Source organism: Mycobacterium sp. P2_H7, from assembly GCF_056403275.1.
Genome location: NZ_JBFUFU010000022.1, coordinates 61,920 through 87,202, shown reverse-complemented (window position 1 = coordinate 87,202; position 25,283 = coordinate 61,920). Strand labels below are relative to the sequence as shown.

Annotated in this window: 27 protein-coding genes; 14 read left to right on the top strand and 13 right to left on the bottom strand. The window is 64.8% G+C overall.

Going from position 1 to position 25,283, the window contains the following annotated elements; all coding sequences use genetic code 11:
• Positions 1-20 precede the first annotated feature (20 nt).
• On the top strand, positions 21-476 hold the full coding sequence (locus AC1DY7_RS28140; protein ID WP_477497041.1) for a hypothetical protein: 456 nt from the start codon (positions 21-23) through the stop codon (positions 474-476).
• 26 nt (positions 477-502) lie between these two features.
• Here the strand turns inward: AC1DY7_RS28140 and AC1DY7_RS28135 are convergent, their stop codons facing one another.
• From AC1DY7_RS28135 to AC1DY7_RS28115, 5 genes are all read right to left on the bottom strand, one after another.
• The gene (locus AC1DY7_RS28135; RefSeq protein WP_477497040.1) at positions 503-1,150 is read right to left on the bottom strand and encodes a hypothetical protein; all 648 of its coding nucleotides are present in this window, start codon (positions 1,148-1,150) and stop codon (positions 503-505) included.
• On the bottom strand, positions 1,147-1,908 hold the full coding sequence (locus tag AC1DY7_RS28130; RefSeq protein WP_477497039.1) for a VirB8/TrbF family protein: 762 nt from the start codon (positions 1,906-1,908) through the stop codon (positions 1,147-1,149). Before AC1DY7_RS28130 ends, AC1DY7_RS28135 begins: the two co-directional genes overlap by 4 nt.
• 226 nt (positions 1,909-2,134) lie before the next feature.
• Positions 2,135-2,518, bottom strand: coding sequence for a hypothetical protein (locus AC1DY7_RS28125; protein ID WP_477497066.1), 384 nt, complete (start codon positions 2,516-2,518; stop codon positions 2,135-2,137).
• Positions 2,519-2,728: 210 nt separating this feature from the next.
• Positions 2,729-3,331, bottom strand: coding sequence for a TetR/AcrR family transcriptional regulator (locus AC1DY7_RS28120; protein ID WP_477497038.1), 603 nt, complete (start codon positions 3,329-3,331; stop codon positions 2,729-2,731).
• Positions 3,332-3,415: 84 nt separating this feature from the next.
• The gene (locus AC1DY7_RS28115; protein WP_477497037.1) at positions 3,416-4,696 is read right to left on the bottom strand and encodes a cytochrome P450; all 1,281 of its coding nucleotides are present in this window, start codon (positions 4,694-4,696) and stop codon (positions 3,416-3,418) included.
• Between the two features lie 160 nt (positions 4,697-4,856).
• Here AC1DY7_RS28115 and AC1DY7_RS28110 point away from each other — a divergent pair, with 160 nt between their 5' ends.
• Positions 4,857-5,522: a TetR/AcrR family transcriptional regulator gene (locus AC1DY7_RS28110; RefSeq protein WP_477497036.1), complete on the top strand. Its 666-nt coding sequence runs from the start codon at positions 4,857-4,859 to the stop codon at positions 5,520-5,522.
• 5 nt (positions 5,523-5,527) lie between these two features.
• Here the strand turns inward: AC1DY7_RS28110 and AC1DY7_RS28105 are convergent, their stop codons facing one another.
• The 4 genes from AC1DY7_RS28105 to AC1DY7_RS28090 are packed head-to-tail and all read right to left on the bottom strand — an operon-like array spanning position 5,528 to position 7,901.
• Positions 5,528-5,806 carry a cytochrome C oxidase subunit IV family protein gene (locus tag AC1DY7_RS28105; protein WP_477497035.1) on the bottom strand — a complete coding sequence of 93 codons (279 nt, stop codon included), beginning with the start codon at positions 5,804-5,806 and terminating at the stop codon, positions 5,528-5,530.
• Between the two features lie 6 nt (positions 5,807-5,812).
• Complete coding sequence (locus tag AC1DY7_RS28100; RefSeq protein WP_477497034.1) at positions 5,813-6,412, bottom strand: cytochrome c oxidase subunit 3 family protein; 600 nt, start codon at positions 6,410-6,412, stop codon at positions 5,813-5,815.
• The gene (locus tag AC1DY7_RS28095; RefSeq protein ID WP_477497033.1) at positions 6,409-7,200 is read right to left on the bottom strand and encodes a hypothetical protein; all 792 of its coding nucleotides are present in this window, start codon (positions 7,198-7,200) and stop codon (positions 6,409-6,411) included. The genes AC1DY7_RS28100 and AC1DY7_RS28095 overlap by 4 nt, the downstream gene beginning before the upstream one ends.
• Positions 7,197-7,901 (bottom strand): hypothetical protein, encoded by a 705-nt coding sequence (locus AC1DY7_RS28090; protein WP_477497032.1) that lies wholly within the window; start codon positions 7,899-7,901, stop codon positions 7,197-7,199. The genes AC1DY7_RS28095 and AC1DY7_RS28090 overlap by 4 nt, the downstream gene beginning before the upstream one ends.
• Positions 7,902-8,007: 106 nt before the next feature.
• Here AC1DY7_RS28090 and AC1DY7_RS28085 point away from each other — a divergent pair, with 106 nt between their 5' ends.
• Entirely contained in the window at positions 8,008-8,523 is a 516-nt protein-coding gene (locus tag AC1DY7_RS28085) for a VOC family protein (RefSeq protein WP_477497031.1), read from the top strand.
• A gap of 11 nt (positions 8,524-8,534) precedes the next feature.
• Here the strand turns inward: AC1DY7_RS28085 and AC1DY7_RS28080 are convergent, their stop codons facing one another.
• Positions 8,535-9,251, bottom strand: coding sequence for an enoyl-CoA hydratase/isomerase family protein (locus AC1DY7_RS28080; protein WP_477497030.1), 717 nt, complete (start codon positions 9,249-9,251; stop codon positions 8,535-8,537).
• 58 nt (positions 9,252-9,309) lie between these two features.
• Here AC1DY7_RS28080 and AC1DY7_RS28075 point away from each other — a divergent pair, with 58 nt between their 5' ends.
• From AC1DY7_RS28075 to AC1DY7_RS28050, 6 genes are read left to right on the top strand one after another with little or no spacing between them, the layout of a single operon-like run.
• Entirely contained in the window at positions 9,310-10,869 is a 1,560-nt protein-coding gene (locus AC1DY7_RS28075) for an AMP-binding protein (RefSeq protein WP_477497029.1), read from the top strand.
• Positions 10,870-10,929: 60 nt separating this feature from the next.
• Positions 10,930-12,120 carry an amidohydrolase family protein gene (locus AC1DY7_RS28070; protein ID WP_477497028.1) on the top strand — a complete coding sequence of 397 codons (1,191 nt, stop codon included), beginning with the start codon at positions 10,930-10,932 and terminating at the stop codon, positions 12,118-12,120.
• The gene (locus tag AC1DY7_RS28065; RefSeq protein ID WP_477497027.1) at positions 12,121-13,635 is read left to right on the top strand and encodes a FadD3 family acyl-CoA ligase; all 1,515 of its coding nucleotides are present in this window, start codon (positions 12,121-12,123) and stop codon (positions 13,633-13,635) included.
• Positions 13,636-13,670: 35 nt separating this feature from the next.
• On the top strand, positions 13,671-14,876 hold the full coding sequence (locus tag AC1DY7_RS28060) for a cytochrome P450 (RefSeq protein WP_477497026.1): 1,206 nt from the start codon (positions 13,671-13,673) through the stop codon (positions 14,874-14,876).
• Positions 14,877-14,895: 19 nt separating this feature from the next.
• Positions 14,896-15,672: an SDR family NAD(P)-dependent oxidoreductase gene (locus AC1DY7_RS28055; RefSeq protein ID WP_477497025.1), complete on the top strand. Its 777-nt coding sequence runs from the start codon at positions 14,896-14,898 to the stop codon at positions 15,670-15,672.
• 11 nt (positions 15,673-15,683) lie between these two features.
• On the top strand, positions 15,684-17,036 hold the full coding sequence (locus tag AC1DY7_RS28050) for a cytochrome P450 (protein WP_477497024.1): 1,353 nt from the start codon (positions 15,684-15,686) through the stop codon (positions 17,034-17,036).
• Between the two features lie 10 nt (positions 17,037-17,046).
• Here AC1DY7_RS28050 and AC1DY7_RS28045 read toward each other — a convergent pair whose 3' ends face one another.
• Both AC1DY7_RS28045 and AC1DY7_RS28040 read right to left on the bottom strand, forming a co-directional pair.
• Positions 17,047-17,859 carry a Coq4 family protein gene (locus tag AC1DY7_RS28045; RefSeq protein WP_477497023.1) on the bottom strand — a complete coding sequence of 271 codons (813 nt, stop codon included), beginning with the start codon at positions 17,857-17,859 and terminating at the stop codon, positions 17,047-17,049.
• Positions 17,860-17,882: 23 nt separating this feature from the next.
• Entirely contained in the window at positions 17,883-18,692 is an 810-nt protein-coding gene (locus AC1DY7_RS28040) for a phthiotriol/phenolphthiotriol dimycocerosates methyltransferase (protein WP_477497022.1), read from the bottom strand.
• Between the two features lie 123 nt (positions 18,693-18,815).
• Here AC1DY7_RS28040 and AC1DY7_RS28035 point away from each other — a divergent pair, with 123 nt between their 5' ends.
• Genes AC1DY7_RS28035 through AC1DY7_RS28025 form a run of 3 tightly spaced genes read left to right on the top strand, consistent with a single transcriptional unit; the run spans position 18,816 to position 21,768 of the window.
• Complete coding sequence (locus AC1DY7_RS28035) at positions 18,816-20,195, top strand: cytochrome P450 (RefSeq protein ID WP_477497021.1); 1,380 nt, start codon at positions 18,816-18,818, stop codon at positions 20,193-20,195.
• 10 nt (positions 20,196-20,205) lie between these two features.
• Positions 20,206-20,865: an SDR family NAD(P)-dependent oxidoreductase gene (locus AC1DY7_RS28030; protein WP_477497020.1), complete on the top strand. Its 660-nt coding sequence runs from the start codon at positions 20,206-20,208 to the stop codon at positions 20,863-20,865.
• A 57-nt stretch (positions 20,866-20,922) separates the two neighbouring features.
• Entirely contained in the window at positions 20,923-21,768 is an 846-nt protein-coding gene (locus tag AC1DY7_RS28025; protein WP_477497019.1) for a phthiotriol/phenolphthiotriol dimycocerosates methyltransferase, read from the top strand.
• Between the two features lie 5 nt (positions 21,769-21,773).
• On the opposite strand, the gene AC1DY7_RS28020 is transcribed toward AC1DY7_RS28025, so the two are convergent.
• On the bottom strand, positions 21,774-23,159 hold the full coding sequence (locus AC1DY7_RS28020; RefSeq protein WP_477497018.1) for a wax ester/triacylglycerol synthase family O-acyltransferase: 1,386 nt from the start codon (positions 23,157-23,159) through the stop codon (positions 21,774-21,776).
• 128 nt (positions 23,160-23,287) lie between these two features.
• Between AC1DY7_RS28020 and AC1DY7_RS28015 the strand changes: the two genes are divergently transcribed.
• Both AC1DY7_RS28015 and AC1DY7_RS28010 read left to right on the top strand, forming a co-directional pair.
• Positions 23,288-24,253 carry an NADPH:quinone oxidoreductase family protein gene (locus AC1DY7_RS28015; protein WP_477497065.1) on the top strand — a complete coding sequence of 322 codons (966 nt, stop codon included), beginning with the start codon at positions 23,288-23,290 and terminating at the stop codon, positions 24,251-24,253.
• A 22-nt stretch (positions 24,254-24,275) separates the two neighbouring features.
• Positions 24,276-25,283: a patatin-like phospholipase family protein gene (locus AC1DY7_RS28010; RefSeq protein ID WP_477497017.1), complete on the top strand. Its 1,008-nt coding sequence runs from the start codon at positions 24,276-24,278 to the stop codon at positions 25,281-25,283.

The window sequence follows — 25,283 nt, the reverse complement described above, 5'->3', positions numbered from 1 at the left end:
TACCTAGAACGGGAGGACCGATGAAGCGGTCGATTCTGAGCGCAGCCGTCGCCGCCGTGGCTGCGGTGGGCTTGGCCCCATCAGCACACGCTGACCAGAAGCTGGGCAACTACGAGGTGCTGAGCGACCGCTGGGCCAACGGTGGCCCGCAGTGGATCTGGGCGTTTTATCCGTGCGAGGCCAACAATCCCGGCCCGTCCGGAATGCCTCTCGAGTGTGCCGTGGTGAGCGCGCTCCCAAGTCCGCAGCGCGGCGCCTACTACGGAGGCAAGGCAACCCGGGTGGGCAACCAGTTCTCGTTCACCTCTGATGTACCCGACGGATTGCGTTGCCTGGGCCAGGTGCTGCCGACCCGCGACACCTACACGTGGGATGCGAACACCCTCGCCGGGTTCGTCGAATCCCGTTACGATGTTGGCTGTTTCAATGGTCCACCCGGGATGAACACCTGGACGTTCGCGCTGCAGCGGTACTGATCGCGGCCGCTGGACCGGATCAACCGCTAGACCGGATCGAAAGCGGAGATCAGCCAGGCGCCGTCGTGGCGCTCCATGCTGACCTTGACGGCGCTGGTGGTGTAGGAACCATCGGGATTTTCCTTGCTGATGGTGACCTGGTTGAGGAACACGAGCGCCACCGCGCGGTCCGGATCGATCTCCGCGATACCCTTCCGGATGACAGCGGCCGACGTCTTCACGCCCTTCTGCTTGGCTGCCGGCGTGACGATCTGCTGGGTGAAATTGGTGTAGTACGACAGGAAATCACCGGTCAGGTGCGATTTGGCCTTGCTGAAATCGGCGTCAAGAGTCTCCGGTGAATACGACAGCAGCGCTACTGTGCCGTCGTTGGCGGCCTTGAGCACCGCCTGCTGGGCGTCGGCATCGACCAGTTGGTCGGGACGGTACTGGTGGAAGTACAGCCAGGCCGTCGTGCCCGCCGACGCGAGGAGCAACACCGCGAGGACAGCGGCCACCAACCAGGAGCGGCTGACCCGTCGCCTCGCCGCGGCGCCGCTGACTTCCGTTGCGTTGTCGCCCTTTTCGCCGGCCTCCACGGCGTCGGTGGCCGTCTCGGTATCGGTGTCGGCGCTGCTCTCGGTGAGCTCGGCGGCGGCCGAGGTGACCGAGGAGTCCTTGTCGTCTGCGGTCACGGTACGAACTCGACTTTCGATACTTTGATCTGATCGCCTTCACGGACGAGGTTCACGGAAAGGCGCCAGTTGCGTGGTTCCTGCCGGGCGCCGGCGGCGTTGGTGACCTTGGTGGTCGCGGCAACGAGGACGACGGCATCCCGGTCCGTGGAGGTCTCCACCGCTGCCGAGCTGACGCTGGCTTCGGTGACCGCCTTGGACTCGCGAGCGGTCTTCTTGAAATCGTCGGCGGCGCTCTCGAAGTCCTTCTTGAAGTCACCGGTGGAGTTGTCGACGATCGCCTTCACGTTGTCGTCGACCTTGTTGTAGTCCAGCGACATCAGCGTCACGACGCCCTGGCGGGCCGCCGCCTCGAACTCGGCGGTCCGCTGCTGGTGGGCCTGGACGTTCTTGTGCTGGGCGACAATCCAAGCGCTCGCCGCGATCAGGCCGCCGATGATGAGCACCGTGACCACGGCAGCGACCCAGCGCAGCGCCCGGCCGAGTCGGCGGCTGCGGGCGGGGGCTTCGGTGCTTGAGGTGTCTTCGGCGGCGGCCTCATCGACGACCGCCTCGGGGTCGTCCTCGACGTCTTCGGTCTGGTCGGCTTCGGTCTCGTCGACCTGGTCGGCGTCGGCCTTGGCGCGTTCGGCTTCGCGACGCAGCCGCAGCACGTCCGCCTTGGCGCGCGCGGCCGTTGCGGCGGTCTCGGCTTCGAGCGCCTCGGCCTCCGCCAGCTCAAGTGACTCCGTGGCGTCGGTGTTGGTCGGTGTGCTCATGCCGGCACCGTCATCAGCGTGCTCGGGTGTGCCAGGTTTGCGGGATGGCATCCGGCCTCCTGTCCGTTGTGCACCCTGCGGCACTGCGTTCGTTGTGAGAATGGCATTATCTTTCCTACGGTACCCGAGCGCGGGAAGTATCCCGACCGGGCGCTGTTAACAAGCTTTGAGCTGCGGAAATGTCATTTCCGCAGAGGTTACGCGCCGCGCCCCGCCTGGTGTTCACTCACCAGCTGCGCTGCGAGCAGAGCACTCCTTTGGTTCCCGAGTCCGTCGCGACCACTATGTCATCAACGCGGAGCTCGCACACAAAGCCAGGCTGTGAGAGTTCTGCCATGTGCTCGGGCTTGGTGGCGACCACCATCGCCCAATCCTGCGGGTCGGCCAGCATGGCCTCCAACACCCACGGCTTACCCGGCCCGAGATCCGCTTCCACATTCGGGCTGTACACATAGGGATTGTGGCTGTAGTCGGCGAACGTCGGCGGCTGCGTATCGCGGTAGTAGATCTCCGCACGCAGTGGCTGGCTGGCTCCGACGGTGTACTTGACGTGGTGCAACACCGGATCGTCGGCATGCGCAGGCACCGCCGCGAGCAGGGTTGCCGTCATTGTCGTGCCCACGATGGCGGCCACTGTCGCGACGCGGGTCGCGGTATTCGTCACGACCGACTTCACGGGCGTCCTCCACGGCTAGGCGATCTCCGGCTGACTATAGAACGGTTGCTGGCCGCATTCGGCAAAAACGCGATTCTAGGCTTCGCACTTTTGAAGAATGATGTTCTCGTCATCGGAGAGCATAGTTTCGATTGCGGTGCGAGGCTAGCGCCCCGCTGCCAAGGCGAGGCGCACCGGCAACAGAAAACGCCTGGCGTACTCCTCGGGGCCGTCGGCGGAGTCCAGCTTGAGGACGCCGCCGGGAATCAGGATGAAGGAGTGGATGGTCCGCGCGACGTGTTCGGCGAATTGGGCGCGCACGTCGTCGGGCAGCTCGCCGGCCCGGACCGCTGCGAAGACGAAGCCCCGTGCCAGATCCATCGCGGTCGAGTTCTCGGCGATCAGGTACGGGGCGAGCAGGTCGGGGTTCACCCGCAGGACCGTCGTGAACGCGGGATGGTGTCGCAGTCCTCGATACGCCGCAGCGAAGCCGTGCACCAGCCGGTCGTCGGTGTCCTCGTAGCCGTCGATGACGGCCTGGATGCCTGCGAAGTAGCGCGCCAGTTCGGCTTCCACCAGGGCCGCGATCAATGCTTCGCGGCCGTTGAAATAGAGGTAGAGCGTGGCCCGGCCGATCTTGGCCGTCCGCGCGATCTGTTCCATCGAGTACTTGCGCAGTCCGGTCGTCGACGCGAGGTCGAGGGCGGCGTCCAGGATTCGGCGCCGGGTGTCACCGGAATCGGCGCCGAGAGAACTGCCGGACGTCACGCCGCCATTATCCCTGACCCGTAGACGACGTCATGGCTGCTCCGAAGCACTCGGAACAGCCATGACGTCGATCTGAGCGGAGGGTTACGCGACCGGGGTGAACTTGATGTTCAGCTCGGTCAGGCCGCGCAGCACGAACGTCGGTTCGTAATTGAAGTTCTGGTCGCCGACGGGACCGTGCTTCTCGGCGTCGACGTGGATGTCCAGCATCCGGTCCAGGATGCGCTCGATCGAGACGCGGCCCTCGACCCGGGCCAGCGGTCCGCCGGGGCAGGAGTGCACGCCGCGGCCGAAGGCCATGTGCTCGCGCACGTTCTTGCGGTTCAGCTGCAGCTCGTGCGGGTTCTCGAAGCGACTCGGGTCGCGGTTGACCGCTCCGGGGAGCACCATCACCGGGGCGCCTGCCGGAATCCGAACACCGTTCAGCTCAATTGTCTTGCGGGCCAGACGGAAGTCGCACTTGACCGGGCTCTCGAGGCGCAGCGACTCCTCGATGAAGGTCGGGATGAGGCTGCGATCCGCGCGCAGCTTCTGCTGCACCTCGGGATTCTCGGCCAGTACCCGCATGGCGGCGCTGAGCAGTTTGGTGGTCGTCTCCTGGCCTGCGGCGAAGAGGAACGTCGCCGACCGCACCGGCTCGATGACCGGAGGCACCGATCCGTCCGGGTACAGCGCGGTCGCCAGTGAGGTGAGGACGTCCTCGCGGGGGGTGGCGCGCCGGTCCTCGAGGTAGGCGACGAACTTGTCGTCGAGGAACTGCAGCGGATTCTCTGCGACGACTTCCTGTTCCAGGGAGCCGACGCGGGCGCCGGGCCGATCGGCGCCCAGCACCGTGCGGAACTGCTTGTGGTCCTCCTCGGGCACACCGAGCAGGTCGGCGATCACCAGCAGCGAGAACGGCTTGGCGTACTCGGCGAGGAACTCCGACTGCCCGTTGGTCAGGAATTCGTCGAGCTGGACATCGGCCAGCTTCCACATGAAGTCCTCGTTCTCCTTGAGCCGGCGCGGAGTGAGCAACCGGTTCAGCAGCGAGCGGGCCTTGGTGTGGTCGGGCGGATCCATGGTGACCATGTGCTCGAACATCGGCAGCAGATGGCGGTGCGCCTCGAGCTGCTCGGAGATGTCGTCACCCTCCGGGGTGAACGGCAGCGGAGGGAACGGTCCGCCCAACGCGACGGCATTGGAGAAGGTATCGGTGTCCTTGTAGACCGCGATTGCCGCTTCGTAGCCCGTGACGGCGTAACAACCCCACGGCGGAACCTGCAGCACCGGATTCTGCTCACGCAGGTAATCGAAGTACGGGTACGGATTGGGCACCAGCGACTGGTCGGTGAGGAAATCCAGCGTCGCGTAGTCGTTCGTCATCGAAAAGTTCTCCCTGGGCTGAGGGAACGGTGAATCCGTCCAAAGTCATTGCGGCTCAAAATGCTGTGCACCTGCTTAGCATGGCGATAGAGTCGTGGTCAAGATCACAAGGCCGCCGGTGACTACGATCGGTGCACGCTGAGCAAAGACTGGGGAGAGCATGACGACGTCGCGCAGGATCGGGGCACCGGATGCGAAGAATCGCGGTGTCCTGCTCGATGCCGCCGAGGGGTTGATGCTCGAAGAGGGCTATGCCGCCGTCACCTCCCGCCGTGTCGCCGAGAAAGCCGGTCTCAAGCCGCAGCTGGTGCACTACTACTTCCGCACCATGGATGACCTGTTCCTCGCGGTCTTCCGCCGGATCGCCGAACAGGGTCTCGCGGTGCACGCCGCCGCGCTGCAGACGGAGCAGCCACTGTGGGCGCTGTGGTTGTTCGGCATGGACCCGACGGCGACGAGACTGACGATGGAATTCATGGGGCTGGCAAACCATCGCAAGGTGCTGCGCGCCGAGATCCGCACGTTCGCCGAGAGATATCGCGAAGACCAGGTGGCCGCGATCTCCACCGCCCTCGATCGCTACGGGGTGGACACCTCCGAGGTGCCGCCGGTGGTGTGGACGGTGTTCGCCACCAGCCTGTCCCGGGTGCTGGTGGTGGAGCAGGTGCTCGGCATGTCCACTGGTCATGAGGAGACCCTGAAGATGGTGGAGCTCTGGCTGCACGAGCTGGAGGGCCCGCTACGGCCGCTGGAGATCCCCTTGCCCGACGGACAGTTGCTGCGCATCGAGGACGGGATCCCGGAAGTGGTGCCCGCCGCGCAGTAGCGCCCTCACCGGGCCGTGAGGTAGAAGGCCAGCAGCAACGCGAAGAGGCCGATCAGCCAACCGGCGGTGGTCGCCCGCAGCCAGACGGGTGCCTGGCGCACCTCCATGAAATGCCAGATGACAAGAAAGGTCTTCACCGCGGCGAGCGCCAGGACGGTGACGGTGACCGCGACGTTGAGCTGATGCGCCGCACCGCCGTCACGGGCCGTCAACCACGACACCACGGTGACCGTCGTGAGCAGCGCCCAGACGGCGATCAGCGGGTTGCGAAGGTAGGACGTCACCGGTCATCACCTCATCAGGTAGAGCAATGCGAACAGGATCAGCCACAGCACGTCGACCATGTGCCAGTAGGTGGCGCCGGTCTCCACGAATGCGATCTTCGGCGCATGCGGGCCACGCAGGTCGCGGATCACGAAGGCCAGGATCACCAGACCGAGCAAGACGTGACACAGGTGCAACCCGGTCATCAGGTAGTAGTACATGAAGAACAGGCTGGTTCCGGGCGTCAGGCCGGCCGTGATCTCGGGGATGTACTCGAAGAGCTTCAACAGCGGGAACGCCGCACCGAAGGCGAACGCGACGCCGAACAGTCGCATCGCGTCGGCAGCCTTGCCGCCGCGAGCAGCCGCGGTGCCCAGCGCGACGAAAAGTGAACTGGTCAACAACATCACGGTGTTGATCGCGCCGACGTCGACGTTCAGCCTTGCCTGGCCCTGCAGGAACAGCTCAGGGTCCTGGCCGCGGTAGTACATGTAGGCGACGAAGTAGACGCCGAAGATGAACAGGTCGCCGATGACGAAGAACCACATGCTGGGCTCACCGGGAAAGTGGTTGCGTGCCTTGATGTTTCGCCGGGTGTCGGTCGTTCCCTCGGCGAGGTCTGTCATGCGTGCGCCTTCTCCGGTGCCGGTGACGACGTTTCCAGCCAGGTTTTTTCGAGTTCATCGTCGGGTTGGTTCTTGATGGCCCGGTAGATGCAGACGTAGACGATGATCTGCCATGACACGTAGAGCACCATGGCGAACCAGAACGTCAACAGGCCGTTCCACGCGAACGGACCGGACTTGGCGATCCACACCGGCGCCGCCATCAGCTCGGTGACGTACTGCCAGATGGTGTAGTAGCCAAGCCATTTCGGCAAGATGTTGTTCGTGTCGAGCAGGATGGCCAGCCCGAAGCACATCCACATGACGCAGAAGCAACCCAGCGAGCCGATGTAGGCCAGGTAGCCGAAGTCGTAGAGCATCGCCAGCGTCGACGGGTCGTATCCGGACCGAAAGGCGCCGAGGCCGAAGCAGAACATCGGGAACAGCATGCCGACCATCGCGCCGGTCATGGACCCGATCATGACCCCGTAGCGAAACGCCGGGCTGACCGACATCCGTTTGATCTGGGTGAGGTACACCGCGTTCGACAGGGGCGCCAGCCCGAAGGAGAGCGTCAGGATGGCGCACGCGATGAGCAGATTGTGCGATTGCATGAACTCGACGATCTGGGGTTCGCTGCTGCTCGGTGAGCGCGGCGGCATCATCCAGCTCAACGGGACGAAGACGATCCCGAACAGGTTGAAGAACACGGGCACGGTCCAGAACGCGATCCACTGGTCCCGCTTGCGGCCGGGGCGGCGGGTTTGTGCGCCCGTGGATCGTTGATTCGCTCGGCAAGCCTCGCTCATGCCAGCACCGCCTGTTCGCTGCCCTGGCGCGCCACGGTGCGCAGCAGTACCAGGAACATCACCACGAGGTAGCTCGCAAACACGAGGAGCCGCAACGTGAATGACAGGGCACCGTCCCAGGCGAGCGGGCCCGTCGTGTGCAGGATCGAGAAGGCGCTCGGGATCAGCAGGGCGGCGATGGCGATGTTGAAGTGGGCGACCCAGCGCGGAAAGATCGGGTCGGGCCGGGCGTCCAGGTAGACGCTGAGGGCGAAGCAGAGGTTCTGTACGACGATCGCGCCGACCGGTGCGATGAAGAAGAACCAGGCCATGTCGTTGAGCAGGCTGATGAGCTGCGGGTCGCGGTCGGGCCGGAACGCCGCCACCCCCCAGCAGTAGTCGGCGAGGATGAACGCCGTCGTGCCGACGCCGACGCAGATGACGTAGGCGTAGGTGAACACGCTGCTCGACGTGCCGGTGCGGGAGATCTGTACGGCGGTGACGGCGAACAGCGGGACCAGGGACCCCGCAATCAGATTGCAGAGGATCACCACGCCGAGGATGCCGGTGTTGTGGTCGCGGAAGAACGCTGCCACCTCCTCGGGGGTGAGCGTCGGCGACAGCGGTGGGGAGAAGGGCGGGAACAGGACGTAGGCGAGCACCAACAGCGCGACCGCCGGCGGTGCCGTCCACAACAGGATGCGCTGGCCTCTGGTATTCATCGACACCCGCCTTCATGCTGATAGCCGTTCGGCTATCCAGATCACCCACAGTAGCCGATCGGCTATTTCGCCTCAAGCATGCGCCGGCCGCGGCTAGGCTGACGCGGTGCTTCCCGGAAATATCCGCCAGATCGGCTATGTGGTTCCCGATCTCGATGCGGCACTGGCAGATTGGGTACGTCTCGGTGTCGGGCCGTGGTTCGTCATCCGTGGCTTGCCGCAGCGGGTCACCTACCGCGGTGCGCCCTGTGAGGTGACGCTGTCACTGGCGCTGGCCAACAGCGGCGACCTGCAGATCGAACTGATCACCCAGCACGACGACACCCCCAGCGTGTTCACCGAATTCCTGGCCGCGCGCGGGCCGGCCGGGGGATTTCACCAATTGGCCTATTGGACCGAGGATTTCGACGCCACCATGGCGGACATCGAACGCGCGGGCTGGCCGGTGGTGTGGTCCGGTGGGGAGGACGGGGGAGTGCGGTTCGCCTACGCCGAACCGCCCACCGGGGCGGCCATCATGGAGATCATGGAGCTGACGGAGGCGTCGGCGGGAATGGCGACGTTCGTGCGCCAGGCCGCTGAGGGCTGGGACGGCACCGATCCGATCCGGGAACTGGGCTGAGCCCACCCGGACTACTTGCTCTTGTTCAGCACCTTGTCGGCGGCGGCCCAGTGTTCGTCGGACACCCACAGCTTCGCGAATGCGGACACCGCATCGGTGGTCGTGGTCCCGTTGATGACGCGCTTGATCGACGCGCCCGGCTGGCGGGCCAGCAGGTGCGCCGTCGTGCGCCAGTGCTCGGCGAACTCCGCGCGCGGCACCACTTCGTCGAGCAGGCCCAGCCGCTGAGCCTCGGCGGCGCCGAGCACCCGGCCCGTGCCGGCAAGTAAGAGGGCGCGGCTGCGGCCGACCAGGGCGCCGAGGCGCTCGGCCCCACCCCACGCCGGCATGATCGCCAACGAGACCTGGTTGAAGCCGATCTTGATGTCGTCTGCGGCGATGCGGATGTCGGCAGCAACGGCGAACTCGGCGCCACCGCCGAGGGCGTGCCCGTTGAGGGCGGCCAGCACCGGGCCGGGGAAGCCGGCGATGCGATCGCAGATGGTGCGCATCCGCCAGGCCATCTCGGCGGCCTCCAGTTCGGTGCGCAACGCGGCCAGTTCCTTGAGATCTCCACCCGAGACGAACGCCTTGTCACCGCCGCCGGTGATGACCAGGGCTCGGGCGCCCTCGGCACCGTCGAGCGCGGTGCTCAATTCGTTCATCGTGTCCAACGAGATGGCATTGCGCGCGTGCGGCCGGTCGACGGTGATGACCGCCAATCCGTCCTCGATCTCGAGGTCGACCATCAAGCATTCTCCCAATTCGATATTGGCATTCTCGCGAGGTGAGAATAGCATCACCAAGGTGCGCGTCATCCCCGTTGACCTGACCAAACGGTACGTGGAGGAAGGGTGGTGGCGACCGGAGACCCTCGGTCAGATGTTGGCCGACGGCTTGGCCGCCAGCCCGGATGCCGGTTTCTACGTGCATTCCGAGACCCGGCCCTACTCGGGCACCTTCGGTGAGGTCGAGCTGCAGGCCAGAAGGTTGGCCGCCGGTCTGCACGCGCGCGGCGTCGGCCCCGGTGACGTGGTGGCGCTGCAACTGCCGAACTGGATGGAAGCCGCCGTCGCGTTCTGGGCCTCGGCGTTCCTGGGTGCGGTGACGGTGCCCATCGTCCACTTCTATGGGCGCAAGGAACTCACGCACATCATCGCGACGGCCCAACCGAAGGTCTTCCTGTCCACCGAGCAGTTCGGCCGGATGACCTTCCAGCCCGACCTGTGCGCGGACATCCCGGTCGTGGGCCTCGTGGGTCAGCCGAGCTTCGACGAGTTGCTCGCAGACCAGCCCATGAGCGGAACCCTGGCCGCCGACCCCGCCGCCCGGGCGCTGATCGCCTTCACCTCCGGCACCACGAAGGATCCGAAGGGCGTCATCCACAGCCATCAGACGCTGGGCTTCGAGACCCGGCAGCTGCTCGCCAACTACCCGCCCAACCGGGGCCGACAACTCACGGCGACCCCGGTCGGGCACTTCATCGGCATGATCGGCGCCTTCCTCATCCCGGTGCTGGAAGGGACGCCGATCGACCTGTGCGACGTCTGGGATCCGGCGAAGGTGCTGGACCTGATCGAACGCGACGGCCTGTCCATCGGCGGCGGGCCGCCGTACTTCGTCACCAGCCTGATGGACCACCCCCGATTCGACTCGGGCCACCTCGCGAAGTTCACCACCGTCGGCCTCGGTGGCTCGACCGTGCCCGCTGCCGTCACCCGGCGACTGGCCGACCAGGGGCTGTTCGTCTATCGCTCCTACGGCAGCACCGAACATCCGTCCATCACGGGATCGGGGGTCACCGCACCCGAGGACAAGCGGCTGTTCACCGACGGCAACGTCCGCCCGGGGGTGGAGATCCGGCTCGCGCCGGACGGGGAGATCTTCAGCAGGGGCCCCGACCTGTGCCTGGGCTACACCGACGACGCGCTGACCGCGAAACATTTCGACGACGACGGCTGGTACCGCACCGGTGACATCGGCGTACTCGACGAGGACGGCTACCTGACCATCACCGACCGCACGGCGGACCTCATCATCCGGGGCGGGGAGAACATCAGCGCCCTGGAGGTCGAAGAGGTGTTGCTGAGCATGCCGCAGATCGTCGAGGCGGCGGTGGTGGCGGCCCCCGACACCCGCCTCGGAGAATGTGTCGCTGCGGTGCTGCGCATCCGCAGCGGCGCGGAGATGCCGACGCTGACCCAGGTCAAGGAGCATTTCGCGGCGGCCGGCGTGGCCCGGCAGAAATGGCCGGAGCAGTTGCACGAGGTCCCCGACGGCCAGGACTATCCGCGGACCGCCAGCGGCAAGGTGCAGAAGTTCCGGATCCGTCAGCTTGTGAGCGAGTCCTCAGGCAATGCCCCCTGAGGGCATTGCGACATCAATTTTATGAGAATATGATTCTCAAGAACCGAAAAGGAGCATCTCATGGGTCAACTGTCGCATCGGGTCGACGTTCCGTTTCCGCTATTCGATGCGGACAACCACCTCTACGAGCCGCCCGAGGCGATGACCAAGTACCTCCCCAAGGAGTACAAGGACATCGTCCAGTACGTCGAGATCAACGGCCGCACCAAGATCGCCATCAAGGGCCAGATCAGCAACTACATCCCCAACCCCACCTTCTCGGTGGTCGCCAAGCCCGGCGCGTGGGAGGAATACTTCAAGTTCGGCAATCCGGACGGCAAGAGCAAGCGCGAACTGTTCGGTGAGCCGATGAAGGCCATCCCGGCGTTCTTCGAGCCCGAGCCGCGCCTCAAGGTGATGGACGAGCTGGGCCTGGACCGCTCGCTGATGTTCCCGACGCTGGCCAGCCTGATCGAAGAGCGGCTCGCCGACGACCCGGTCGCCATCCACGTCATCGTCCACGCGCTCAACGAGTGGCTGCACGAGGTGTGGGGCTTCAACTACCAGGGCCGTATCTTCACCACCCCGGTCATCACCCTGCCGATCCTGGACAAGGCGATCGAGGAGCTGGAATGGGCGGTCAAGCGTGGCGCCCGCGCCATCCTGATCCGTCCCGCGCCGGTGCCCGGTTTCCGCGGCCCGCGCTCCTTCGCGCTGCCCGAGTTCGACCCGTTCTGGGAGCGCTGCGTGCACCACGACGTCTTCGTCGGCATGCACTCCAGCGACAGCGGTTACTCGCGCTACACCTCCGAATGGGACGGTGGCGCGCAGGAGATGCTGCCGTTCCAGACCAACGCGATGTCGATCCTCAACGAGTGGCGCCCCATCCAGGATGCCGTGGCCTCGTGGGTCATCCACGGTGCGCTGTTCCGGCACCCCAAGCTGAAGGTCGGCATCGTCGAGGCCGGCTCCAAGTGGATGTTCCCGCTACTGGACTCCATGGCCGAGGTTTACAAGAAGGCTCCCGAGGCCTTCCTGGGCAACCCGATGGAAGAGATCAAGAACCGCATCTACGTCAGCCCGTTCTACGAAGAGGGCATCGACGACCTGATCAACCTGATCGGCGTGGACCAGGTGCTGTACGGCTCCGACTGGCCGCACCCCGAGGGCCTGGCCGAGCCGACCCACTACATCACCGCACTCGAGCACCTCGCGGTCGAGGATCAGGCCAAGATCATGGGTGGCAACCTCGGACGTCTCATCACCACCTAGATGAGCTGGCAGACCATCCCAGAGATGGTGCTCAGCGCTGCGGACCGGTTCGGCGATGCCGAAGCCGTCGTCGACGGTCCGCAGCGCTTGTCCTTCGTAGAACTCGTTGAACGCATCCGCCTGGCGTCGGGTGCGTTCAACGAGTTCGGCATCGCCAAAGGCGACCGGGTGGCCGTGTGGGCGCCCAATTCGGTCGAATGGATCATCGCCGCGTTCGGCATCATGACCGCGGGCGGCGTCCTGGTGCCCGTCAACACCCGGTTCAAGGCTGACGAGGCCGCTGACGTCGTCGCCCGCAGCGGCGCCAAAGCCGTTCTGGTGCATCAGGGTTTCCTGGACCAGGATTTCGCGCTGCCGGGCGTCCCGAATATCGATCTGCGCTCGGACTTCCTGGGCAGCGGTACACCGTTCGTGGCGGACACCGACGGCGGCGACGTCTCCGATGTCATCTACACCTCGGGTACCACCGGGCGCCCCAAGGGCGCCATGATGGGTCACCGTCAGACGCTGCGGATGTACGAGGAATGGGCGACCCTGGCCGACCTGCGCCGCGGCGACCGCTACCTGATGATCAACCCGTACTTCCACACCTTCGGGCTGAAAGCCGGCCTCATCGCCTCCTTCCTGCGCGGTGCGACCATGGTGCCGGTAGCCATGTTCGACATCGACGCTGTGGTGGATCTCATCGAGCACGAACGCATCACGATGCTCCCCGGCCCGCCCACGCTGTATCACTCACTGCTGACCGTCGCCGACAAGTCCAGGCTGGCCACGCTGCGCGCGGGCGTGACGGGTGCCGCCGACATCCCCGTCGAACTGATCCGCCGAATCCGTGACGAGTTGCCGTTCCAGACGCTGATGACCGGATATGGCCTGACCGAGGCCGGCAACGTCACGCTGTCCCGGCCCGGCGACAGCCCCGAAGACGTCGCCACCACCGCGGGGTTGCCGTGCGCGGATGTCGAGGTGCGCATCGCCGAGGACGGTGAGGTGGTGGTGCGTGGCTACAGCATCATGCGCGGGTATCTCGACGACCCGGCAGCCACCGCGGACGCCATCGATGCCGACGGTTGGCTGCACACCGGCGACCTCGGCGAGTTCACCGACTCCGGACGGCTGAAGATCGTCGGCCGCAAGAAGGACATGTTCATCGTGGGCGGTTTCAACGCCTACCCGGCCGAGATCGAAGGGTTCCTGATGGAACATCCCGCCGTGGCGCAGGCCGCGGTCATCGGCGTCCCCGATGAGCGGATGGGTCAGGTGGGCAAGGCATTCGTGGTGTTGCATGCCGGGGCGAGCGAAGCGACGGGGAATGAGGCCGGGGCGAGCGAAGCGACGGGGAATGAGGCCGGGGCGAGCGAAGCGACGGACGCCGAGGGGCTGATCGCCTGGAGCCGGGACCGGATGGCCGGGTACAAGGTGCCTCGGTACGTCGAGTTCCTCGACGAGCTGCCGCTGAATGCGACCGGCAAGGTGATGAAGGACAGACTCGTCGACGCGGCGCAGGCCACCTGACGACGACAGCTCGCAGCACACGAGTCAGGGGGGCAATGGCTGCGTTGGAATCGAACTTCGATCCGTACTCGCATGAGTTCCTGATGGACCATCACGGCATCTACCGTCAGCTGCGGGAAGAAACGCCCGTCTACTACAACAAGGATCACGACTTCTACGCGCTGACTCACTACCGCGACGTGGTGGCAGCGTACGGGGACTACGAAACATTCTCATCGACCAAAGGCTTCGACCTGGCGATGGCGAAGTCCGGCGAACAGGCGCCGCCGGCGATCCTTTTCATGGACCCACCCGAACATCGTAGGATGCGTGGGCTGGTCAGTAAATCCTTCGGCGCCAGGGCAATTGGTGCGCTGGAGGGAGTCATTGAGGACCTCGTCAAGTGCTACCTGTCCGTGGCCGACCCGGCTCACTTCGATGTGGTGGGCGAATTCTCGTCGCTTTTTCCCATCGAGATCGTCGCGAGTATGGCCGGCGTGCCCGAAGAATCGAGGCAGCAGGTCAAGCGCTGGGTGGATCTGGCCAACAGCAAGGTGGAACCGGGGCGGATGGAGCGCAGCGCGGCGAGTACGGAAGCGATCGGCAAAGCGGTGATGTTCTTCTACGAACTCGTGCAACAGCGCCGGATTTGCCCCGCCGATGATCTCATCAGCCGACTGCTGGACGCCGAGATTGAACGCGGCAGCGGAGAGACCTCCAGGCTGGAGGATCTGGAGATCACCGGCTTCGCCTTGGTTCTCGCCGGTGCCGGTGGCGAGACTGTCACGGAACTGGTCGGCAACGCGGTGGCTGTATTCGCTGCGCATCCTGACCAATGGGAGACGTTGGTAGCCGACCGCACCAAGATTGCGGCTGCGGTGGAGGAACTACTGCGTTATGACGGGCCGGTCCGCTACAACGTCCGATGGACCATGAAGGACACCGAGATACAAGGGATCCCCATCCCGGCGGGCAAAGCTGTCCTGCTCTGCGGTCCCGCAGCGAACCGCGACCCAGCGGTCTTCGAACATCCCAACACCTTCGACATCGATCGCGGCGCAACGCAACCGGTGCATCTCGGCTTTGGATATGGGATACACACCTGCCTCGGGGCGCCCCTCGCACGGCTGGAAACCGCCATCGCGATCGATCATCTGCTCGACTTCATGCCGCGCTACAAGGTGCTCTGGGACGAGGCTAGACGGCTGGAAGCACCCACCGTCGCGGGTTGGGAATCCCTTCCGGTCACGGTGATTCGATGACCACGCCGAGGAGGCAGGCATGCGGGTGAGGGGCAAGACGGTATTGCTCTCGGGCGCCAGCGGCGGCCTCGGGTGTGCAATGGCGCGGGGGCTCAAGAATGCCGGAGCCGAACTCATCCTGACCGGACGGCGCGCGGAGCCGCTCGGGGCGCTGGCGGCCGAACTGGATGCCACCGCCATTGTGGCCGATCTGTCCCGATCCGAGGATGTCGATCGGCTGATCTCACAATCCGGTCCCGTCGATGTGCTGATCGCGAACGCCGCCGTGCAGGCCGGTGGCAGGTCGGGTGAGGTGGCGGTGCAGGACATCGACGAGGCCGTCGCGGTGAATCTGCGCGCACCCTTGGTGATGGCGCATGGGTTCCTGCCGATGATGAAGGAACAGGGCCGCGGACACATCGTGTTCATCGGCTCGGCGGGCAGCAGGGTCACTGCCGCGAATTCAGTCGTCTACAACGCCACGAAGTTCGGCCTACGAGGGTTCGCGCTGGCGCTGCGCCAGGATCTGCACGGGCTCGGGATCGGGGTCTCCATCGTGGAACCGGTATTCGTACGGGACGCCGGAATGTTCGTCGACAGCGGGGTGGCGCTGCCCCGGGGCATGCGCACCAACAGCCCACAGGAGGTGGTGGCGGCAGTGTTGAATGCGGTCAGACGCAACAAGGCCGAGACGATCGTGGCGCCGATCGATATCCGTCTGGCGCTGGCGTTCGGGGCGATGGCGCCGGAACTATCCGCGCGGGCCGGGCGGCTGTTCGGTGTCAATCTCGAGCCGGCCAGTCCGAAATCCGTCTAGGAGCCCGCGACATGAGCCCAGCGATTCTACGGCGTCCGCCCGGTCCGGGTCTGGTCCGGTTCGCCATGATTCTCGCCGGTCAGTTGCCCGATCCGACGTACACCTTGTTGCCGGAGCTCGCACGCCGCTACGGCGACGTGGTCGACATCCCCGTTCCCGCACCCGGAATCGTGGTGACCCTGGTCAGTCATCCCGATCATGTCGACCATGTGATGACGCGTCATCACGACCGCTACCTCAAACACGAGTCGATACGCGAACTGTTCTTCGACGAACCGGTTCCGTTGCCTTTGCTTGTGGGAGAGGAATGGCGGCGCACCCGGCGAGAGCTCAGCCCACTGTTCGGTGCGCAGGCGCTGGCCTCGGTAGGGGACGCGCTGGTGGCCGGCATCTCTGAACGGGTCGACGGTTGGCGCATTCTCGCCGATTCAGGTCAGCAGATCGACCTGCAGGATGAGCTCGCCGTCGTGGTCATGGACGGATTGATGCGGTCGATGTTCGGCATCGCCCTGTCGGTCACGCAGCTCAGACGGTTCGTCGGGGCGATCCGCGCGTACGCCGGCTACGTGATGTGGCGAACGACGACGTACGTGCTTCCGGACTTTCTGCCGCGACCGTCCCGGGCGCGCGGCGAGGCCGCGAAGCAGTTCATCGTCCAAGCATTGGACGGATTCATCGCACACCGTCGTGGCACAGGGCCGCAAGCAAATCCCGATGTGCTCGACGTGTTGCTGGGGATGTCCTTCCCTGGCTCACCGGCAGAACAGTATGCCCGCATGCGCTCGGAGCTCCTCGATCTGGTGCTGGCCGGGGTGGATACCACTTCGGGTGCACTCGGCTGGACGGTGGCGTTGTTGGCTGCCGATCGAGAGGCACTGGGACGGGCTTACCAGGAGGTCGATCGCCTGTCCGGTGTGCCGCTGAGATATCGGGATCTGGACGAGTTGACATATCTTCGCTGCTGTTTTGACGAAGGTCAGCGGATTCAGGCAGCAACCCCCGCGAATATCCGGACCGCCGCCGAAGATGACGAGCTCGGCGGTTACCTCATTCCCTCCGGCTCGCACGTGCTGGTCTCGCCGTACGGCCTGCACCGCGATCCGAGATTCTGGACCGAGCCGGACGCGTTCCGGCCCAACAGGTTCCTCGACGACGAGATCAATCGAAATGCCTACGTGCCGTTCAACATCGGGCCACGCAAGTGTATGGGCTACCGGATCGCCAATGCCGCGGCGGTCTTGACCCTTGGCGCGATCCTGCAACGCTTCAGCGTGACCCTGCGGGCGGGCTGGCGGCCCAGGCACCAGATGCGCGGTGCCACTGGCTTGGCGGGCGGGCTGCCTGTCACCTTGTCGAGACGATGAACCCCACGGACTACAGGCCGGCGACTATTTCGTCGTAGTCCCAGCGGCTCAGCGGATCGGCTCCCCGGGGAGTCCATGTGGTGTACCACGTTCCGCGTGGATGAGCTTCTGACAGCGGCGCGACACCGAGAAGCGCGCGCACCTCGTCCAGCGGTTCGTCGAGCAGGTCCTCCCACGGCGCGACCGCGAGCTTGTCCGCTCGGCGGCCTCGTTCGACGGCCTGCCGGTATACCCGCAGTTTGTGTGGCAGGCGAGCGCCGGGGACCCCCGCGGCCATGGCATAACCGATCTGCCGCAACGGCGTGGCGGGTTCCATCTGTCCACAGGTGAAACCGATCGCGATGACCTCACCCGCTAGGTCAGGGCCGTAGCCGGTGAGTACGTGGATCAGATCGTGCAACGCCGTCACCCGCATGACGAAGTAGTAGTAGTCCTCATCCCAGTTGTACTTTTCGGCCAACGGTCGCACGATGCCGGCCTCGTCGTAGATGCCCGCGTCCAGTCGGTTGGTGGTCAGGAACGTCCGGTAGGCGTGCCCGACGGTGCCCGGCGGAAGTGTTGCCAAATACGCATCGTCACGCAACTTCGACAGAATATTCGGCTTGTCTCGAAAAACCTTACGCCCGTTGGGATGAGCGCGAACCTGGTGGAAGGAACGCCCCCATACGTTGGCCGCGAGCGACAGGTGGACCTCGAAGACGACATCGGGATCGCCCTGGACGTAACCGCGCCAGCACGCCAACGCGGCCCGCAGGTCCGATTTGCTGGGGACTACGCCCCCGGGTCGCGTGTAGTCACCGAGATGAGCAGCAGGAGTGGACATGCTTCGACCTCCGATTCGGCACCTTACTTGATGAAGTTGTACATCCGATAGGAGATCCGGCCGCTTTGCAGGGCCCGGAACACCCAGAGAATCCACACGCGCGTCATGTCCCGCAGCGCCTTGGGGACATATCGATACACCCCTTGCTGATTTTCCCGCGACCCGTTCTTCTCCAGGGCCAGTAGAACTTCGGGATTGATGTCGCGGCGCGAGACCATCCGCATCGAGGTGTGGTCGAGGTCGTCCTCCCAGGCGCGCGCGTCGGAGGCCGTACGGCCGTCGGTGTACAAGAAATGACCGCCGGGGCGAAGTACGCGGGTCACTTCAGCGAGGAAACGGGGGAACGAGCGGTAGTGGATCGAAGACTCGACATTGAGGAGGACATCGAAGGATTCGTCCGGGAACGGTAGGTCCTCGGCGTCTCCTTGCACGAAAGTCAGATTCGTCAAGGGGTGGCGCCGCTGACAGAAGTCGATTCCCGCAGCGTTGAGGTCGAGTCCGGTGTACGAGGCAGGGCTCAGGTTGCGCAGGAGATACGACGCGCCGCCGCCGTGGCCGCAGCCGACCTCGAGGACATCTTTGCCGGCGAGATCGACTTGCGTCGCGACCCGGTGGTAGAGCTGGATCGAGTACCGGTTGGGCTCATCGGCGTCATCGAGCGTGATCGCCATGGGTGGATCTTCCTCATAGCCGTAGTTGATGAACAGCACGTCCCTTGCCCCGTACCTTCGCGTCAGATAGGGATAGACATATTTCTGGAGGTACTTCAACCCGACCCTGTCGCCGATGTTCCATTCAAGTGGGTGACGAAACACTCTGTGACTGAGCGACATAACCGGATTATCGCAGAGCGTGTCGCGCCAGGGGAGCTCTTGACTCCGCACCGACAAGTTCGTCGATGTGCGGATATTGCACATCGACCGACAAGGGTCGCGAAGGTGTTATGTTGAGCGGCGATGAGGATCGGCTCGGCGGCGATGCGTTCGCAAGCCACGGGAGGTCTACGGCGGCCGCCCGGACCCAGTCTTGTCCAACTCGTACCGATTGTTGCCGCAGTTCGACCCAACGCGGCCTTCGGTGTGGCGGGGGAAATCGCTCGCCGATACGGCGACGTGGTCAACTTGCCGGTACCGCTGCCGGGGATGAGAATGACTCTGGTCAGTCACCCGGATCACGTTGAGCATGTCATGGTGCGTCATCACGCTCGCTACCTCAAGCATGAGTCGATACGTGAGTTGTTCTTCGACGAACCGATGCCGATGCCGATGCTGAACGGAGAGGAGTGGAAGCGCTCCCGCCGATCACTCAACCCGCATTTCGGGGGACAGGCGTTGGCAGCCGTCGGCGACCGCCTGACCTCTGGTGTGACGGATCGGATCGCAGCGTGGGAGGTGCGTGCCGATACGGGTGCACCGACCGAATTGCAGCACGAGCTCGGTGTGGTCGTTATGGACGGCTTGATGCGGTCGATGTTCAGTACGTCGTTGCCGGCCGAGCGGCTCGAACAGTTCGTTCGGGCGATCAATGATTACGATTTATATGTGATGGCGCGATCCGTCACCTACCTTCTACCGGGATTCGTGCCCCGACCCTTCCGCGCGCGCGGGACGGCGGCGAAGCAGTTCATCGTGGGATGGCTCGACGAGTTCATCCATCGACGGTGTGAGCTGCCTGCACCGCAGCCCGATCTTCTGGATGCGTTGCAGGCGGCGGAGTTCGACGGATCCCCGCAAGTGCGGCATTCCCGAGTGCGGTCCGAGCTCTTCGCGCTGCTGCTGGCGGGAGTCGGAACCACGACCGCCGCGCTGGTGTGGGCAGTCGCCCTGCTCTATGCCGATCCGGCCGTGCTGGCCAGGGCGGCCGCAGAAGTCGACAGCTTGGGCGATGCGCCACTGCGGTATGACAATCTGCAGCAACTACAGTATCTCCGGTGTTGTTTCGACGAGGCACAGCGGATCCAATCCGGCATCCTGGCGCATATACGCACGGCGACCGAAGACGATCAGATCGGCGGGTTCGACATTCCGGCAGGCTCGCAGATCGCGGTGTCCCCCTACGGCATACACCGGGATGTGAGGTTCTGGACCGACCCCCAGCAATTTCGGCCGAGCCGATTCCTGGAGGACCCAATTCATCGAAATGCCTTCGTGCCGTACAACGTTGGACCGAGAAAATGTTTGGGTTTCAGGCTCGCGAACGCGGAAGCCGTGCTGATCCTGGCGTCGATACTGCGGCGCTACCAGATCCGCCTGCCCGCAGGCTGGCAGCCCCGCCACAAGTTCATGGCGGGGACCGGCTTGCCCGGCGGTCTTCCCGTCGTCCTTACCAGGCGGTGAATCCCACGATATGGCCCCAAAAACCCTGACCGCCAAGACGATAGTCGTCACTGGAGCCAGCGATGGCATAGGTGCTGCTGCTGCGCGCCAGTTGCACCGAGCGGGCCACACCGTCGTGATTGTCGGCCGATCAGCGCACAAGACACAACATCTCGCCACCGAACTGGGAGTCTCCGGGTTCACCACCGATTTCACCGATCTGGCGCAGGTGAGGAAACTCGCGCACGATCTGCAGTCGCAGTATCGGCGAATCGATGTGCTGGTCAACAACGCGGGTGGAATGCGGTCCAAGACTCAGCTGACTCCGGACGGCTTCGAGGAGACCTACCAGGTCAACTATCTCGCTCCATTCCTTTTGACTACGTCATTGCTCGATCATCTGGTGAGCTCTCGGGCTTCGATCGTGAACACGACGAGTTCGGCGCAGAAGTTCCTGGGCAGCATCGGCATCGAGAAACTGCGGCACACGGATCGGACCGGTCCCGGTGTCGCGTACGCACTCACGAAGTTGGCGATCATCTTGTTCACCACGGCATGCCGGCCGTCGACTGGCAGTCGGGCGAATACTATTCCCGGCAAAGGCGTTCCACACCGCATCGCGCCGCCGCTGACCAGGTGCTGTCGCGCCAGCTCTGGGATCTCAGTCTGCAGGACGTCGCGATATGAGTGATGAGTGTTCGTCCCGTGCACTTGCCCTGCACTCGAGCCCACTAGGTTAGGAGGCGCAGTGTCGCCGTTCACCGTCTCGTCGCTCACGCGCTCATTCGACGATCTCGTCAACCGGCTGGTGCTGACTCCGCCGGCCATGCGCGTCGCCGCCAGATTCATCTATCCGATGTACACCCGGATGCTCGGTGGTGATGACAGAGTGCAGTTCTTCAATTTCGGCTATGAGGAAGACCCACCGATGGGTCTGCCGTTGAGTGAAGAGGAAGAGCCCGACAGGTATTCGATCCAGCTGTACCACGGCACAGCGATCCAGGCGGACATCGGCGGCGCCCGAGTACTCGAGGCAAGCTGCGGGCATGGCGGCGGCGCCGCATATCTGGTGCGCGCATTGAAGGTCCGGGCTTACACCGGCCTCGATCTCAACAAGAACGGAATCGAATTCTGCCGGCGCCGCCACCACGAGCCCGGTCTCTCCTTCGTGCACGGCAATGCCGAGCAGCTACCCTTCGCGGCCGGTGATTTCGACGCAGTACTGAGCATCGAAGCGTCACACCACTATGCGGACTTTCCGGGTTTTCTGGCCGAAGTGGCACGTGTGCTGGTGCCGCAGGGACACTTTCTGTACGCCGATATGCGACCACGCGCCTGGGTGCAACGGTGGGAGGCCGATCTGCGTGCGGCGCCGTTGCGGCAGGTTTCGGCCCGCGACATCAGTCCAGACGTGTTGCGAGGCATCCGTCACAACGGCACGCAGGTGGTGGGCTACGTGCAGGAGCACCTCCCCGACGTGCCGTTCGCGCGTGAGATCGCCGGTGCTGTGGCCGCACGTCCGTTCGCGGAGGCCGAACAGAAGCTGTCCAGTGGTGAGTACACGTACCGGATGTACCACTTCATCAAGGACTGATCTGATCATGTCGCGGCGTTGAGGATCTCCCTGAGCACACCGGGGATTCGGTCTGCAAGGCTCCACAGATCCGGGAGCAGTTCCGGGCATGAGGCTAATCCGATGTCCAGCTTGCCGTTCAGCGAACTCACCCCGGCGTGCAGCCCTATGCCGTGCATCACCGGCGGCACACCGTACATCGCCTTTACCCTCGCGCCGCCCAGATACCACTGCACTGGCGGCGCTGGCACATTGGACACCGAGATGTTGCACGCCGGCCTGCGCGCGCTGGCGCCCGACCACACGTACAACCTCATGACGGCACCCAGGATCCTGTGGGACACGTACTGCAAGGTGTCCTGCAGCAGCGTCGGTCCCATCGCGGAGCTGTGCTCCTTCGCCGCTGCACTGGCTCCGGCTATCGCCCTCAAGCGTGCGACTGGGTCTGTGGTCCTGGTGTACAGGCTGCAGAACGTCGCGGAAAGCTGGTTCGCGCCGACACTTGTGGCCCGGTCTTCGACCGCCATGGGCACCAGTGCGATCAAGTCGGAGGTGGGGAGTGCGCCGAGGTCGAGCAGGTGATCGCGCAGGGCGCCGGACAACAACGCCAGAATGACGTCGTTCACCTTGACGCCCCAAGCGTTCTTCGCGGCCTTCACGTCCGCCAGATCCAACTGTAGATAGGCGATGGTGCGAGAGCCGGTTGCGTTGCCGTTGAACGGTGTCGATGGTGTCTGGAATGGGCTGGACATGACCCGCGACGATGTTGCCAGGCGCACCGAGTTGGCAATCGAACGCAACACGGCCGGCAATAGTGTGCCGACGATGCGTGATGGCCTGCGGGCGAATCGGGCCGCGCCGTCCAGTGCGAGTGCCGCGGTGGTGGCGGTTCCCGCGCCGGGCAGCCGATCCGGCTTCACCGCATCGGCCTCGGTGCTGCACAGGCGCCCCATCAGGTCGGTATCGCTGGCGCCGTCCATGATGGCGTGGTGCTGTTTGAGCACCACGGCGAAGGGCCCACCTTGGTCTGGCCCCTCGACCGCCCACATTTCCCAGAGGGGCCGGCTGCGGTCCAGCCGGGCCCCGGCGTGTTGCGCTGCGACAGCGGCCAGCTCATGACGGCCGAATGGGACAGGAAGCACGACCCGATGCAGGTGATGATCCAGGTCGAAGTCGGGGTCGTCGACCCAGATCGGATTGTCCAGATTCAGCAGACTGTCTGCCAGTTTCACGCGGAGTTCGGGAAGTGCGTCCATCCGTTCGGCGAGGTGCGCGCGAAAACGTTCGAAGCTGTAACCGCCGGGCACCGTCGAGCTGTCCAGTTCGATGAGGGTGCAGATGTTCATCGTCTGGTGGCCGAATTCCAGAAACAACAGGCTCGCATCCAGTCCACCGAGCCTGGCCAGCGTCATCGCGATCAGTCCCCCAACTGCGCTACTGCATTCTCGGATTACATAACGACAATTCCGGTTGTAGAGAATAATATTGCACACTCGGAGACTGGTGGGCGGGGATAAGCGATGCGATGGCGGCGGCTCTGGTGAAGGCGGTTGTGGCGCAGCAGTTTTCTGGACCCGGGGGATTGGCCTTCGCCGATGTCGATGAGCCGGACGGAACAGGCCTGGTGGTGATCGACGTGGTCGCCGCCGGCGTGTGCTTCCCGGACCTGCTGCTGATCCGTGGCGAATACCAGTGGAGGCCCGAACTCCCGTTCATCCCGGGAAACGAGGTCGCAGGTGTCGTCCGATCGGCCCCGCGGGGCTCGGGATTTTCTGCCGGACAGCGGGTTTCGGCGTGTCCTTTACTCGGCGGATATGCCGAAACGGTGGCTGTTCCGCCGGAGTACGTGACCGCTACGCCGAGTGGCGTCGATGATGCGGCGGCCGCATGCCTACTGGGAAATTACTACACCGCGTACTTCGCATTGGTGCACCGTGGCCGGATCCGCAATGGTGAGACGGTGCTGGTTCTCGGAGCGGCGGGCGGCATCGGCACCGCCGCGACGCAGGTCGCCAAGGCTCTCGGCGCGACAGTGATCGCGCTGGTGAACCGGCCGCATGCGCTCAGCTTCGCTGAATCCCTGGGGGCCGACGTCGTCTTGCCACTCGTCGACGATTGGCCGCAGCGGATCCGGGAGTACACCGCTGGCCGCGGTGTGGACCTGGTGATCGACCAGGTGGGTGGGCCCGTATTCGGCGACGCGTTGGGGGTGCTCGCGCCGGAAGGCAGGCTGTTGGTCCTCGGTTTCGCATCCGGCGGTGGGGTCCCCGAGTTGCAGGTGTCACGACTGGTCGCGCCCAGCATCAGCGTGGTGGGCGTGAACTCGTACGACTTCGTCGCGCGTACACCGGATGGGCGGGCGCAGTTGCAACGCGGAGTGGCGGAGCTGGTGCGGGCGGGCTTGCGGCCGCCGCCGCCGGTGCTGGTTCCGTTGTCCGACGCGGGCGGCGCGTTGGAACGCCTTGCCGAGGGCGATGTGTTGGGCAAGGCGGTGTTGGTGCCCTGACCCGTCGCGGTATCGTCGGGTCGTGTCCTCCCTGTCCGCGGATCTGGTGCTCTCCGGAGGCGGAGTCAAGGGTGTCGGACTGGTCGGCGCGGTGGTGGCACTGCTGAATGCCGGTTATGCCGCGCAACGGGTGTCGGGGACCTCGGCCGGCTCCATCGTCGGCGCGATCGTGGCGGCAGGTTCGGAACTCACCGGAGCCGAAGTCAAAGACCTTGCCCTGCAACTGGATTACCACAAGTTCCGGGACCCCGTCGCGTTGCAGCGGCTGCCGTTGGTGGGTGGCTCGCTGGCGGTGCTGCGCGGCGACGGAATGTACAAGGGCGACTACGCCCACGGCTGGGTACGCAGTCAGCTCAGGGGCCTGGGCGTCGAGACGTTCGGCGACCTGGCCATCGACGATGACGAGTTGCCCCCCGAACAGCGTTACAAGCTCGTCGTCACCGTCGCCGATGTCACGACCGGTCAGTTGGTCCGGTTGCCGTGGGACTACCGGCGGGTGTACGGCCTGGATCCCGACGAGCAGAGCGTGGCCGACGCGGTGCGCGCTTCGATGTCCATCCCGTTCTATTTCCGTCCGGCCACCCTGACCAGTGCCACCGGACGCACTTCGACCCTGCTGGACGGCGGCCTGCTGTCGAACTTCCCGGTCGACTCGCTGGACCGCACCGACGGTGCGGCGCCGCGATGGCCCAGCTTCGGGGTCACCGTCGTACCCGACCTGCCCGACGGCAAGGATCAGGTGATCCCGGACTGGGGGCCGCTACGCCACCTGGGGCCCTCACGCCTGCTCGACGATCTCATCACCACCGTGCTGGTCGGCCGGGACCAGGCCTACCTCAACCAGCCGTGGGTGCGTGCACGCACCATTCGGGTCGACTCGACGGAGGTCGGCTTCCTCGACTTCGACATCACCGACACCGAGGTGGAAGCGCTGTACGCCAAGGGTTACCACGCCGCCCAGGCTTTCCTGGCCGGTTGGGACTGGAACACCTACCTGCTGCGATTCCGCGCCACGAGCCCGATAGCCTGA